The organism is Paraburkholderia sp. D15, from assembly GCF_029910215.1.
Taxonomy (GTDB): Bacteria; Pseudomonadota; Gammaproteobacteria; order Burkholderiales; family Burkholderiaceae; genus Paraburkholderia.
In genome coordinates this window covers 2546256-2559313 of the sequence record NZ_CP110396.1, presented here as the reverse complement: position 1 = coordinate 2559313, position 13058 = coordinate 2546256, and the positions used below count along the sequence as shown (strand labels likewise).

General features: G+C 63.8%; 11 protein-coding genes. 7 read left to right on the top strand and 4 right to left on the bottom strand.

Going from position 1 to position 13058, the window contains the following annotated elements; all coding sequences use genetic code 11:
- Window positions 1-28: 28 nt before the first annotated feature.
- The 4 genes from LFL96_RS31200 (at window position 29) to LFL96_RS31185 (ending at window position 2917) form a co-directional block, all read left to right on the top strand.
- A complete protein-coding gene (locus LFL96_RS31200; RefSeq protein WP_281001745.1) occupies window positions 29-469 on the top strand; it encodes a hypothetical protein in 441 nt (146 codons plus the stop codon).
- Window positions 466-855: a DUF1353 domain-containing protein gene (locus tag LFL96_RS31195; RefSeq protein ID WP_281001744.1), complete on the top strand. Its 390-nt coding sequence runs from the start codon at window positions 466-468 to the stop codon at window positions 853-855. Before LFL96_RS31200 ends, LFL96_RS31195 begins: the two co-directional genes overlap by 4 nt.
- A 236-nt stretch (window positions 856-1091) precedes the next feature.
- Window positions 1092-2144: a hypothetical protein gene (locus LFL96_RS31190; protein ID WP_281001743.1), complete on the top strand. Its 1053-nt coding sequence runs from the start codon at window positions 1092-1094 to the stop codon at window positions 2142-2144.
- A 152-nt stretch (window positions 2145-2296) separates the two neighbouring features.
- A complete protein-coding gene (locus LFL96_RS31185) occupies window positions 2297-2917 on the top strand; it encodes a molybdopterin-dependent oxidoreductase (RefSeq protein WP_281001742.1) in 621 nt (206 codons plus the stop codon).
- A 47-nt stretch (window positions 2918-2964) separates the two neighbouring features.
- Here the strand turns inward: LFL96_RS31185 and LFL96_RS31180 are convergent, their stop codons facing one another.
- The 3 genes from LFL96_RS31180 to LFL96_RS31170 form a co-directional block, all read right to left on the bottom strand.
- Window positions 2965-4071, bottom strand: coding sequence for a porin (locus LFL96_RS31180; protein WP_281001741.1), 1107 nt, complete (start codon window positions 4069-4071; stop codon window positions 2965-2967).
- 71 nt (window positions 4072-4142) lie between these two features.
- Window positions 4143-5471: a uracil-xanthine permease family protein gene (locus LFL96_RS31175; RefSeq protein WP_281001740.1), complete on the bottom strand. Its 1329-nt coding sequence runs from the start codon at window positions 5469-5471 to the stop codon at window positions 4143-4145.
- 71 nt (window positions 5472-5542) lie between these two features.
- Entirely contained in the window at window positions 5543-6658 is a 1116-nt protein-coding gene (locus tag LFL96_RS31170) for an aryl-sulfate sulfotransferase (protein ID WP_281001739.1), read from the bottom strand.
- Window positions 6659-6762: 104 nt separating this feature from the next.
- Between LFL96_RS31170 and LFL96_RS31165 the strand changes: the two genes are divergently transcribed.
- The gene (locus LFL96_RS31165) at window positions 6763-7725 is read left to right on the top strand and encodes a LysR family transcriptional regulator (protein ID WP_281001738.1); all 963 of its coding nucleotides are present in this window, start codon (window positions 6763-6765) and stop codon (window positions 7723-7725) included.
- A gap of 22 nt (window positions 7726-7747) precedes the next feature.
- Here LFL96_RS31165 and LFL96_RS31160 read toward each other — a convergent pair whose 3' ends face one another.
- Window positions 7748-9889 (bottom strand): tetratricopeptide repeat protein, encoded by a 2142-nt coding sequence (locus LFL96_RS31160; protein WP_281001737.1) that lies wholly within the window; start codon window positions 9887-9889, stop codon window positions 7748-7750.
- A 267-nt stretch (window positions 9890-10156) separates the two neighbouring features.
- Between LFL96_RS31160 and LFL96_RS31155 the strand changes: the two genes are divergently transcribed.
- Together LFL96_RS31155 and LFL96_RS31150 are read left to right on the top strand one after the other, a co-directional pair.
- Window positions 10157-10564, top strand: a complete 408-nt coding sequence (locus LFL96_RS31155) for a DUF2946 domain-containing protein (protein ID WP_281001736.1) — start codon at window positions 10157-10159, stop codon at window positions 10562-10564.
- An 81-nt stretch (window positions 10565-10645) separates the two neighbouring features.
- Window positions 10646-13015 (top strand): TonB-dependent receptor, encoded by a 2370-nt coding sequence (locus tag LFL96_RS31150; protein WP_281001735.1) that lies wholly within the window; start codon window positions 10646-10648, stop codon window positions 13013-13015.
- The last annotated feature ends 43 nt before the right edge of the window (window positions 13016-13058 follow it).

The window sequence follows — 13058 nt, the reverse complement described above, 5'->3', positions numbered from 1 at the left end:
CGCGGCAATCACGCCAAGGAACAACTCCATGAAGAAGCTCATGCTGCTCGCGGCAGCTATCGTGCTGCCCGTCGCATTCGCTGGTTGCGCCAGCACGGTCACGACTGCAACCCATTTTCAGGCGCAGGTTTCGGCAGCCTGCTCGGTCGTTCAACCGACGCTTCTGTCCATTCAGGCCATGACGGTTTCGGATCCGTCGCAGCAATTCATTCTCGGCGAAGTCGTAAAAGACAACGCCGTGCTGTGCGCCGCGAATGCATCGATCGATACGACGACGGTCGCGAATCTCGTCAATACGTCGATTCCGGCGGCCGTGCAGGTGATTGGCCTGTTGCCGCTCGACGATGCAGCGAAGGCGAGTGCGCAGGTCGGCTTGATGGCGTTTCAGGTGGCGTTGTCGGCAGCGCTCGCCCAGCTCGGTACGTCGACTGCCGCGCCAGTGCCCGCATCCGGCGCAACTTCATCGTGAGTGCGTTCCTGACCAGGCTTCAGGTCGAGCTCGTGAGCGATGCGACGAATGGCGGGCGCGGCACGTGGCGACTCAGGGCGCCGCTCGTCTATCGATCGGACGTCGCGCAGCGAACCTTCACCGTACCACCTGGCTTCGAAACGGATTTCGCTTCCGTGCCGCGAACGCCGGTGGTGTTTCTGCTAACGGCCGATAGCGCGCACGAAGCGTCGGCGCTTCACGACTGGCTGTACACCGAGCATCCGGTTTCGCGCGACATTGCCGACGCAGTACTGCGGGAAGCTTCGCTCGTAACCGGTGTGCCGGCCTGGCGGGCCTTACTGATGTGGGCCGGCGTACGTGCATTCGGATGGTCGCATTGGGATAGCGGCCGGGCAATCGCCTGAGCGGCGTTGTACAGAACTCATCCAGTCATCGCGTAGAAAACCACACCCTCCTCGCACCTTTGGCGACGCCACTTCGTGACGCGCGCCAATTCCGCCTATGTGCGGCTCTCCCGAATTTTCGTGAGCAGCTTGCATGTGGAATCCGGCATATCGCGCCGCAGGGCGACCTATGCCGGCTGTTTGTCTTGTTTCAATCCCTCAACTCGATCCGGCTTACGGATTATCAAGGACACAAAATGACGACTGCCTACACCGCAATCAATCCCGTTCCGATGGCTAACCTGCCGACCACGAACGGCGTCGTGCAATCATTCAGCGTTAGTCAGACCAACGCCGGTCAGGCGACGTTCGCGCCGGACAACCTCGCGCCTGCCCCGATCTTTGGACCCGGCGGCCAGCAACTGCAGGGCAACGAAATCGTTCAAGGCAGCATCGCGAAGCTCGAGTCGTTTATCGGGCCGCTTCTGAATTCGGGCCAGCTCTGCTGGATTCTCGCCGGCTGCGAAGGCGGCGCACGCCAGGTCGCGCCGGCCAGCGCATCCGAGCATGCGGTCCAGCTGCAACAGGTTGGCCATGGCCAATGCCGCCTGTCGGTCGCCAGTGCGAGTTCGCTCGTCCTCAACCCGTTGAACGGCAACAACCTGATCATCGCAGGCGTTCCGCAGCAGATTCCCAATGGCGGCGTGTCCGCGTCGAACAGCGCTCTCGCGGCATCGACTTTCTATTACGTCTACGCATGGATGAATGCCGGTGTACTGACGCTGGAGTTGTCGGCCACGAACTATCAGTTTGTACAGGGCATCGCCGTCAAGTCGGGCGATGCGACGCGTACGCTCGTCGGCGCGGTGGCCACCGACGCGAATGCAAACTTCGTCGATTCGGCAACGCAGCGTTTCTGCCTGAGCTACTTCAACCGTCGGGACAAGAACCTGCTCGCCACGGTCAGCAACGCGACGTTCACCACCGCGGCGCTGGCCGAGGTGACGCCCAACGCGCGATGCGGCTTCATCTCGTGGGCAGACGAAGCGGTCCAGACCTCGTCGAGCGGCGAGATTAAGGCGAGCCAGATCAGCACGTCGATCACGTATCAGAATGCAATCGACGGCACCGTGCTCGGTGATTACACGGGCACCTGGTTCACCGGCGCCAACGCCGGTACGCCGTTGATCTCACTGAATGCAGCGAACGTGAGCGAAGGCGCCCTGCACTATACGACCCTTCTGGCCCAAGTCTCCGTCGGCTCCGGGACGGTCCTTCAAGGCTACACGCGCGGCGTGATCCGCGGTTAAAGCGGCGGCAGCCCGGACCCAGCGGGTCCGGGCTGTTCATCGTCAACTCATCCTGATTCACGACATTCGCCTTCGACGTAATACTTTCGATGTAATACGATAGCCAGCCATGCACGACATGTCCTAACGACACTATCCGGAGCCCACGCGACATGAACAAACGCCAATTCCTGAGCCGTGCGGCAGCGTTGAGCGCCACGGCGACGGTCACCGTCACCGCCCTGCCCGCGTTCACCGCCGCACGCGCTCATCCCAACGCATGCAACCCACCATCGTCGCCGGTCGTACTGACCGTCACCGGCTCGATCAAGCGTCACAATCGCGGTGCACTCGACCCCGCGTTCGATCAGCTTCTCGCCAAACATCAGGTAAAGTTTTCGGAAGCTTATAGCGTCGACTACGCGCTACTCGCGAGCATGCCGGCCGTCACGATCAAGCCGACCACCGAGTACGACTCGCACCAGCACGCGTTGAAGGGCCCGTTGCTCACCGACCTGCTCGATCACGTCGGCGCCCCGACCGCGGGCGACACGCAGATTCTGATGCACGCGGTAGACGGCTACGCGGTAATGACCACGCTGGACAAAGTCCGCGCATACCGCTTCATCATCGCAACGCACATGGACGGTAAGCCTTTGTCGTTAGGCGGCGTCGGCCCGCTGTGGGCCACTTACGACGCGGACAACATCGCCGAGCTATCGAACAAACCGCTGAAAGATCGCTTCGAGTTATCGCCGTGGGGCTTTTATCACCTGCAAGTGACCGAGGCATAGCACTTCGAGCAGCGGCCACACACTCAGTCCAGAACAAGCAATATCGCTTAAAACAGGTGGTGAATCCCGCTCAGAAAAACCGTCTGCCGCCCACTCGACGACGCACCGATACCAAGCGTATTCGCCACCGCACCGCCGCCCGCGGTCTCGAACATCAAGTCCGCGTAGAGCTGCGTCGTCTTCGACAGCGAGTAGATATTGGCTACCGTGAACTGCGTCCAGCGACGTCCGGCGAGCGTCGCGGTCCACGCGCCCGCGGCGATTTCCTCGGCCGCCGTCAGCCGCAGATTCGCGCCGCCGTCGACGCTGCGAAAGTGCTCGCTGCCGCCGGCCGAATCGATCCGCAAGTCCGTGGCGAGCGCATGCAGGGTCACACGCTCGAACCGGTACGACCCGCCAATGCCCATGTCGCGCACCTGTCTGGCGTTGAACGTCGCGCCCGACGCGATCGTCTGACCTTCGAACGAGGTGAGCCCGAGTCCTGTCGATAAAGGCAGCAAGCGGTCGTGATACTCCGAGTAAACCGCCACGAGTTTCACCGGCCCGTTCGTATAGTTCGCGCCGAAGCTGATGGTCCGTCCATTGGTATTGCTCGCGCTCGCACCCGGAAAACCGTACATCGCGCCGAGCGTCAAACCGCCATAAGCCGCACTCTTCCATTTGACGGTATTCGACAATTGAACCGGCAAGGTACTGCCGAGACCATCCAGATTGCCGGGGTGAAACGCATAGAAGTTGCCGAGCAACTGCCCCGTCGAGACCGACCCGAGCCATTCGAAATTCCAGTCCGTCTGCCGGCCGAGCGTCACGGTGCCCAGCAGCGGATCGGACAGACCGACATACGCCTGGCGATTGAAGAACGACGTGCTGCTCGCGGCGGCGCCGGTCGTCGTGACGAAGCCGCTTTCCAGCCGGAACAGCGCGGTTCGCCCCGCGCCGAGATCCTCGACGCCCTGGAAGCCAAAGCGGTCGGCCTGCATCGTGCCCTGTTCGGCGAGATAGGCCGGCGAACCGTGCAGATTGCTCACATAGCCGAGGCCCGCATCGAGACTGCCGTAAAGCGTCACGCTGCTTTGCGCGTGCGCCGTCGTGGACATGCCGAGCGCGGCCGAGCACGCGAACACCGTCGCGTGAAAAGCGAAGTTCGTTTTCATGAAGTGTGGGGATGAAGCGTTGGAGGAAAACAGCAAGCGAGTCTTCGCCCGCTATCAGGTGAAACGGTGGGTCAGGTGGTTTGAATTTTTTCGGCGGGCAAGAGGCGCCATGCACCGAACACGAGATTGACGACGATCGCGGTCAGCGTGCCCGCCGCCATCCCGTTGCCGAGCACGATCTGCACCGGCCCCGGAAACGACGCGTACACGTTCGGCACCAGGATCGGTATCAGCCCGGCGACCAGCGCCGCCGCGAGCGTGTACTGATTGCCGCGTGCGTGCAGATCCACCTTGCCGAGCAGGTTGATGCCCATCACGCCGATCATCGCGAACACGATCAACGCGGTGCCGCCCACCACGGGCGCGGGAATCGCATACGCGAGCCGGCCGAGCGGCGCGAACAGCGCGACGGCCATCAGCATCACGCCCGCCGTCGCGGTGACGTAGCGCGAACGTACACCGGTGGTCTGCACCACGCCGATGTTCTCCGCGCTGGTGATGATCAGCGACGTGCCGAGCAGCGAACCGGCCAATGAGGCGAGCGCATCGCCGCGAATCGTGCGCGGCACGTCGCGGCGCACGTCGATGGTCCGGCCGGTGATCTCGCCGACGGCCACGGTCTGCGCGGTCGCCTCCGCCATCGAGATGACGCTGAAGATCAGCAGCGGCAGCGCGGCCAGCACGTCGAAACGCGGCACGCCGAACGGCAGCAACGTCGGCAGCGAAAACAGCGGGCCGGCCCACAGACCGTCCATGGGCATCGATCCGGCCGCCCAACCGGCGAGCGTGCCGGCGACCAGTCCCAGCAACACCGCGAGACGTCCGGCCGTGCCTTTGAACAGACGCGCCACCGCCAGCGTCGCGACGATCGTCACCAGCGCGAGCCCGAGCGACTGCGGCCTCGCGAAGCCCGGCGTCCCCGCCTGGCCGACCACGATCCCCGCGTAAATCTTGATGAGACTGACCGATACCAGCACCAGCATCGTGCCAACCACCACGCGCGGAAAAAACCGCAGGCAGCGCGCGAACACCGGCAACACGAGCCAGTAGAACAGGCTGGTGAGAATCGCGGCGCCCGCGGCGGTACGTAGATCGGTCTGCGTGGCGATCACCGCGAACAGCATCGCGGGCGCGCCGCCCGGCACCATGACGAACGGCAGACGCGCACCGATCGAGCGCACGCCGAGCGATTGCAGCAGCGTGCCCGCTCCGCAGACGAAAAACGTCGCGCCGATCAGATGCACGGTCATGTCGCCCGGCAGCGACAGCATCTTCGACACCAGAAAAACCGCGGTGACTGGCGAGGCCGCCATCGACAGAACATGTTGCAGGCCGAACAGCGCGAGTTGCCAGGCGGGCAAACGCGCGTCGACGCTATGTGTGGCTGGATCCGAGTTCACGTTGCCTCCGCGATGCGAATGACAGGCAGGCGCGAGCTCGCGCCCGCCATGCCTGAGCTTTCCTGATGAGTTCACGCACGCAGCCACGGCAACTGCTCGCGGCTATAGCGGAACGTCTGGAACACGCTGTTCAGTTGACCGGGTCCGGTCTTGCGCGCGGCTTCGTCCGGGTATTCGCCGAACCAGGGAATCACGTATTCCCACACCACCTCGCCCGCCGGCGTCACTTCGAACAAGCGTCCCGTCGCCGACTCGGTGATGTGCGTGTTGCCGTTCGCGAGACGCTGCGCATTGCCCATGAACGCGCTGTAGAACATGTTCACCATGTCGTCCGCGTACGACCACACGACCTCGTGCGTCGCCGGATCGATTTCGAGTACGCGCGAAAACACGACGTGCGCGCCGTGGCGGAAATTGCCGTTGTCGAAGGTGAGGATGTTGCCGTTGGCGAGCGCGACCGGCGCGTGCTGATGCGACACCACGCTCGGCGGTATGTGATTCGTCACGCGGCCGCTTGCACGATCCACGGCGATGATCCCCGAGGTGGTCCGCAAGCTCATCAGCACTTCGCCTTTCGCGTTCACGCCGAGCCCGTTGACGAGCGGCCAGTGATACCGGCCGAAACCCGGCGCGATCGGAAAGTCCTTCGGGTTCAGATGCTCGACCGCCTTCCATTCCCACACCAGCTCGCCCTTGCGGTTCACTTCGCGGATCACGTCCGCGTACATCGTTTCGTCGGGAGAATGCGCGGTGCCGCCCGGCACGCGGTCCGCGAAACCGGCCGGCACTTTCTCGCAGGCGGCGTACAGCAGATTGCCGTTCGGCAGCCATTGCGCGTCGTGATGATGCGCGGCATCTTCGTAGTGCCACACCACCTCGCCGCCCGGCGTGACTTCGTAGAATTCGCCGCCATGCCACATCGACCACGGCGCGTAGCGGTCTTCCGAATTCGCGTGATTGCCGTTGTAGCCGAGATTGCCGTTCGGCAGGATCACCGCGTGACGTCCGGCGCGCACCGGCATCTGCCATTCGTGCACGACCTCGCCCGTGATATCGACGAGATACACGCGTCCGCCGGCGGTCTGCGGCGCGATCAACGTATAACCGCCCGCCGACCGATTCGGGTCGTGAGCGATGAGTCCGACGCCGCGGCGCCGCTGGGTGATTTGATCGACAGTAGTGGCCACGATTCGCTCCGTTATGATGATGGAACAAAATTTAGGCCATTCGATCCGTCAAGAAAATCTGATTGTTCTATACGGCCTGTATAGCAAATCCATACGGTATAACCATGCGTCCAATATCGCAGACATTCCGCTGTTTCGACGAGGTAGTCCGGCGCGGATCGATCCGCAAGGCAGCCGAATCCCTGCATCTGACCGCTGCCGCGGTGCACCAGCAGATCCTCAATCTGGAGGAACAGGTCGGCTCACCTTTGTTCGATCGCCTGCCACGCGGCATGCAGTTGACCACGGCCGGCGAAATCATCATTGCGGCAGTGCGGCGCGGCCAGCGCGATTTCGATAACGCGATGACCCAGGTCGAAGATCTGCGCTCGCTGCGGCGTGGCCATATCAATCTGGCGGTGTCGCCGTCGTCGGCGGAGCAACTAGTGCCAGATGCCATTCAAGCTGCGATGAAAAGCTATCCCGGCGTGACGTATAGCGTGCGCTCGGGCAACGGCGAGAGCATCCTGAAGTGGGTGGAGACCGGCGAGGCCGACATCGGCTATGGTTTGCGCCGCCGGCCGCCGCCGGGTGTCGTCGAAGTGCGCGCGTTCACGCAACATCTCGGGCTCGTCACGCCGCCGGGGCATCCGCTGACCCGACTGAAGAGACTGCCGCGGCTGCGCGACTGTCTCGACTATCCGCTGATCCTGATGACGCCCGACACGGAGTTGCGCGCGATGGTGGACCAGATCGACCATCGCGAGAAACGCAAGGCGCGGCCGCTGGTGGAAACGAGTTCGGTATCGATGGTGCGCCGCCTCGTCGCGGACGGCATGGGAGTCGGTTTCCTGATCGCCGAGAACGTCGCGGAAGATGTCGCGCAGGGCAAGCTCGCGTGGTCGCCTCTCGCCGATGCCGGCGCCACCTCGTTCAGTTGCCTGTATCAACGCGCGGATTCGAGCACCACGGTCGCGATGAGCATGTTCCTGCAATTTCTCGGGCAGGCGATCGAAACCAACGAGAGCCGCTTTCATGAGAGCGTGCCGAAGCGTCGCAGACGAACCACGACGACAGCGGCGAAATGAAAGCGGAGGTTCGGCGATTCGATTAACGCGGTACGTCTACGCCAAAACGCGCGACGCACGCCTGCCGCACGCGTTCGATCGGCATCGACCAATCTTCGTTCGGCGCGCGGCGGAATAGACGCACCGTATGCGGGTACCACGGCGAATCGCTGCGCTCGTGCATCCAGCGCCAGTCGAGGTCCTTCTCCGGCAGCATCACCCAAACCGGTTTGCCGAGCGACGCGGCCAGATGCGCGGTGGACGTATCCACGCAGATCACCAGATCGAGCTGTTCGATAATCGCGGCGGTATCGGCGAAATCCGTCACCTGCGAGCCGAGATGCAGCAGCGGTTGACCGGCAGGCGGATGGCGTGCCTCGTCTTCGCCCTGTCCTTTCTGCAGACTCACGAAACTCAAACCGGGCACGCTCCACAACGGCGCCAGCAACGCGAGCGACGGAACCGAGCGGTTCGCGTCGTTGTGGTGCGCCACGTTGCCCTTCCACACCAGCCCGATCCTGCGGCCCGCCGGCAGCGCCTCCAGCACCGGCTGCCAGCGTTCGACCTCACCCGGCTCGGCACGCAAACGCGTGGGGCGCGGAATCGTATCGACCTCCGTGCGCAGAAAGTGCGGCGCGCTCATCAGGCTGGTCCAGCAATCGTAGCCGTCCATGTCCGCGAGCGCGGTATCGTGATCGACCAGCATGTCGATGCCGTCGACCGATGCCATCAGCCGATGCAACGCCGGCATGCACGCAAACACGATCCGTTTCGCGCCCTGCGCCTTCAGCAACGCGAAATAGCGGCTGAACTGGATCATGTCGCCGAGACCGTCTTCCTGCCACACCAGCAACGTTTTGCCGGCCAGCGTGTCGCCGGCCCACTGCGGGCAACCCAGCATCTCGCGTGTCTTGTGATGCACGAAGCCCGGCTGGAAATAGCGGAATTCGTACAGACGCCAGCCCTCTTCGAAACGTCCCATGCTGAGCAGCAATACCGCGAGCCCGAATCTTGCGTCGCCGTAAGCGGGATGCAAGGCGAGCGCGCGACGGTAAGCGCTTTCCGCTTCGGCGAGACGGCCCAGTTGCGCGGCCGCCGCGCCGAGGTTGTAGTGCGCCTCGGCCAGATCGGGATGCAGCGCGAGCGCCCGCGAGAACGACTCGATCGCCTCGGGCAAGCGGTCGAGCAAACGCAGCACGCAGCCCAGGTTGTTATGCGCATGCACGATGTCGGGCCGCAGACGGATCGCCTCGCGATACGCGCGCTCGGCGTCGCCGAAACGCTCCTGTTTCGCGAGCACGATGCCGAGGTTGTAATGCGCCTCCGCGTAATCCGGACGGCACGCGATCGCCTCGCGATACGCGGCTTCCGCTTCGGGCAGTCGCGTGAATTCGTTAAGCACCGCGCCGAGGTTCAGATGCGCTTCCGCGAAATCGGCGCGCAGCGTGAGCGCGAGCCGGCACGCGAGTTCCGCTTCGACGAGGCGGTCGGTCGCCTTCAGCACGCCGGCGAGGTTGTTGAGCGCTTCCGGATACTGCGGGCGCAGGGTCAGCGCCTGCCGGTAAGCGGCGTCGGCGTCGAGCGGTCGCCCGAGTTCCACGAGCACATTGCCGAGGTTGTTGTGCGCCTCGGCATGACCGGGCAGACCCAGCAGCGCCTGACGGTACGCGGCCTCGGCTTCCTGCGGACGGCGCAATTCCTGCAACGCCATCGCGTGGTGATAGTGGGCCTCGGCAAAATCCGGACGCAGTGCCAGCGCCTGACGGTACGACTCGACAGCCTCATCCTTGTAGCCGAGCCCGTAGAGCACGAGCCCGAGGTTGTGGTGCGCATCCGCGCGGTCCGGACGCAGCGCGATCAGTTGCCGGTACATCGTCTTGGCTGCCGACAATCTGCCGGCCGACTTGTGCAGCATGCCGAGACTGTCGAACACCTCGGCGTAGCCGGGTTTGATCTGCACGCATTGGCGCCAGTAGTTTTCCGCGTCCTCCAGCCTGCGCAGCGAAAACGAGCACGCGCCGGCGATATTCAACGCATCGGCGCGCGCGTCGGCGGGGATCGTCGCGTCTTCAAGCACCGGCGCGACGAGTGCCAACGCGTCGGCGAACTGTCCGGTCGAACAGAGCGCGACGGCCTGCTGGTTGAGATCGGTAATCGAAGCGTCGGTCGTCTGCGTGGTGGTCATGAGTCGTGGAGCGAGAAAATCGGCCTGGCGTGGGGCGCCGTCACGCCGCCAGAAAGCCGGCACAAAGCCCCGCCCACAAGGCGCCGCGGCAAACCGCCGCAGCGCGCGCAATGCGGAACGTGTAGCACGCAGATTAAGCTAATCCGCCCGCCGGCAACGGGTGGAAATGAGCGGTGTTCGCCCCTCTAATCCAGCGCTATAGCCAACATCACGAAAGAAAAGATCACGCGTCGATGCTAGAATCGCCCCGCTTTTACTTTCAAACTCATGACCCAACGCGCCCGCAACCACCTGACCGCCTGGCTTGGCCTCGTCGCCATGTGGCTGGTCGTGTTCGCGCCGCTCGTGAGTCAATTGCTGGTGTCGAACCGCGCGCACGAACCCATTGCCGCGCTCTGTTCGACGCTGGTGCCACGCAGCCTCGGCGTGGCGGACCAATCCCTGATCGCCACGCCCAAGCCCGCGCCGGTGCAGTTGAGCCATGACGACGCGTTCGGCGCCTGCGGCTACTGCCATCTGCTCGAACACCACGTCGCCATGCCGACGCTCGCCGCCGTCGCGCCGCAACACGCGCTGACGCTCGCCGGCACCGCACCGCCCACCCTCTCCACCCGCTACACGCCGCTTGGCGCGTTCCCGTCCGGACGCCCGCGCGCCCCACCCGTCGTTTTCTGATCGCTGCCGGTCCTGACCGCGTTGCCGCCGCCCTCGTGCGGGCGCGCGCGGTCGTCTGTTCAATGCATCAAGGAAATGTTCATGTCTCTCTTCGCCTCGCGAAGACTGTCCGCTCGCGCCCGCCGTGCCGCGCGCGGCGTTCTTTGCCTGCCCGCCGCGATTCCGGCCTTCGTCCCCGCGCTGCTGCCCGCGTTCGTGTCGACGGCGGCCCGCGCCGACACCGTCACCGCCGAAGCCTCGCTGCCGACCGTCAACGTCACCGCGAACGCAACCGCCAGCGCGGCCGGCGCGTCGCGCGCGGTCGATCCGAACCTGCCCGCCTCGGTCGAAACCGTGACCCGCGACCAGTTCGACAACTGGAACGTCGTCAATACCGAGGACGTGCTGAAGTACATGCCGAACCTCGCCGTGCGCAAACGCTTCATCGGCGATCTGAATTCGATCATCGCGGTGCGCGGCACCAGCAACTCGCAAAGCGCGCGCGGCCTCGTCTACGCGGATGGTCTGCTGCTCAGCAATCTGCTCGGCAACAGCTATTCGTTTCCGCCGCGCTGGTCGATGGTGTCGCCCGACGAGATCCAGCGCGTGGACGTGATCTACGGACCGTTTTCCGCGCTGTACCCGGGCAATTCGCTCGGCGCGACGGTGCTGATCAGCACGCGTATGCCGAAGCAGTTCGAGGCGAGCGCCGACCTCAAGGCGTTCACCCAGCATTTCAGTCTGTTCGGCGTGAACCAGAATTTCAACGGCAGCGAGGCGAGCGCGTCGCTCGGCAACCGGGTCGGCAAGTTCTCGTTCCGGCTGGATGTGAACCATCTGGACAACACCAGCCAGCCGCTGCAGTTCGCCACGCTCGCGCAATCGTCGACACCTGCGAAAGCCGGCGACATCCCCGTCACTGGCGCGTACGTGTACAACAACCAGACCAATGCGCGCACCGTGGTGCTCGGCGTGAACGGTGAAGGCATCGAACACACGATCCAGGACCAGTTCAAGCTGAAGATGCAGTACGACTTCACGCCGACGCTGCAAGGCGCGTTCACGCTCGGCTACTGGCATCAGAACTACAACAGCCGGTCGTCCACCTTCCTGCGCGATGCGAACGGCAATCCGGTGTATAGCGGCAAGGTCGCGATCGGCGGCTACGAGTACACCATTCCGGCGGCGGCATTGGCGCCGAGTCTCGGCTACAGCGAGAACTGGCTGTATGGCGTGTCGCTGAAAACACGCTATGCGACCGGCTGGAATGCCGAGGCGATCGCCTCGTACTACGACGTCAGCAACAGCATCGCGCGCACCGCCGCGTCCGGCGCGCCGGGCAACGGTCCCGGCAGCGTGACGTTCGGCGACGGCACCGGCTGGAAAACGCTCGATCTGCGCAGCACGTACACGCCCGCGACGAAGCAGGCCGGCCTGCTGAATCACACGCTGAGCTTCGGCTATCACTTCGACAACTACTTCCTCGACAACGAGACCTACAACACGCTGTTCTGGCGCGACGGCGCGGCCACCACCTTCGCCAACGCGTTCCGCGGCAAGACGCAGACCCAGGCGCTGTACGCGCAGGATGCATGGCGTTTTCTGCCGCGCTGGAAACTCGTCTACGGCGTGCGTTACGAAGACTGGCAGGCGTATGGCGGATCGCAGGCGCTGGGCGGCCAGGCGTTGCCCTATGCCGACGTGAGCCAGCAGCACTTCTCGCCGAAGGCGTCGCTGTCGTTCGATGTCACCGACGATCTGACCTTGCGCGCGTCGATCGGCCGCGCGTACCGCTTTCCGACCGTCAGCGAATTGTTCCAGGGGCAAATCAACGGCTCGTCGATCGTCAACAACAATCCGAACCTGAAGCCCGAGGACGATCTCTCGAAAGAACTCACGGCCGAATGGGCGCACTGGAACGGCGTGTTCCGCTTCTCGCTATTTCAGGACGACGTGAAGAACACGATCTTCAGCCAGACCGACACGACCGTGATCCCGAACGTGACGAACTTCCAGAACATCGGCAAGGTACGGTCGCGCGGCGTGGAGACGAGCTATTCGGGCGAGGATGTCTTCGTGCGCGGACTCGATCTGATCGGCAGCGTCGCTTATACGCAGTCGAAGATTCTCGCCAACGCGCAGAACCCGGCCAGCGTCGGCAAGTACTTTTATCGGATTCCGCTGTGGCGCGTGAATCTCGCGGCGACCTATCGCTTCGACGAACGCGCGGCCATGACGCTCGCCGCGCGTTATTCGGGCCGCCAGTACAACACGCTCACCAATACCGATACCAATCCGGACGTGTTCGGCGGCACCAGTTCGTACACCGTGGTGGATGCGAAATTCACGTTCAGGCCGACGAAGCTGAGCGAGATCGGCGTGGGCGTCGACAACCTGTTCGACGAGCGCTACTTCGTCTACCACCCGTATCCGGGCCGTACGTTCTACGTGGAAGCGAAGCTGCGCATGTAAGCGCGGAGTGATCGCACGAGAACGCACGAGAACGATCGACCAC

Bases quoted from the DNA above. Each gene is read 5' to 3' on its own strand.
- LFL96_RS31200 (WP_281001745.1), top strand. From the start codon at position 29: ATGAAGAAGCTCATGCTGCTCGCGGCAGCTATCGTGCTGCCCGTCGCA.
- LFL96_RS31190 (WP_281001743.1), top strand. From the start codon at position 1,092: ATGACGACTGCCTACACCGCAATCAATCCCGTTCCGATGGCTAACCTG.
- LFL96_RS31185 (WP_281001742.1), top strand. From the start codon at position 2,297: ATGAACAAACGCCAATTCCTGAGCCGTGCGGCAGCGTTGAGCGCCACG.
- LFL96_RS31180 (WP_281001741.1), bottom strand. From the start codon at position 4,071: ATGAAAACGAACTTCGCTTTTCACGCGACGGTGTTCGCGTGCTCGGCC.
- LFL96_RS31165 (WP_281001738.1), top strand. From the start codon at position 6,763: ATGCGTCCAATATCGCAGACATTCCGCTGTTTCGACGAGGTAGTCCGG.
- LFL96_RS31160 (WP_281001737.1), bottom strand. From the start codon at position 9,889: ATGACCACCACGCAGACGACCGACGCTTCGATTACCGATCTCAACCAG.
- LFL96_RS31155 (WP_281001736.1), top strand. From the start codon at position 10,157: ATGACCCAACGCGCCCGCAACCACCTGACCGCCTGGCTTGGCCTCGTC.
- LFL96_RS31150 (WP_281001735.1), top strand. From the start codon at position 10,646: ATGTCTCTCTTCGCCTCGCGAAGACTGTCCGCTCGCGCCCGCCGTGCC.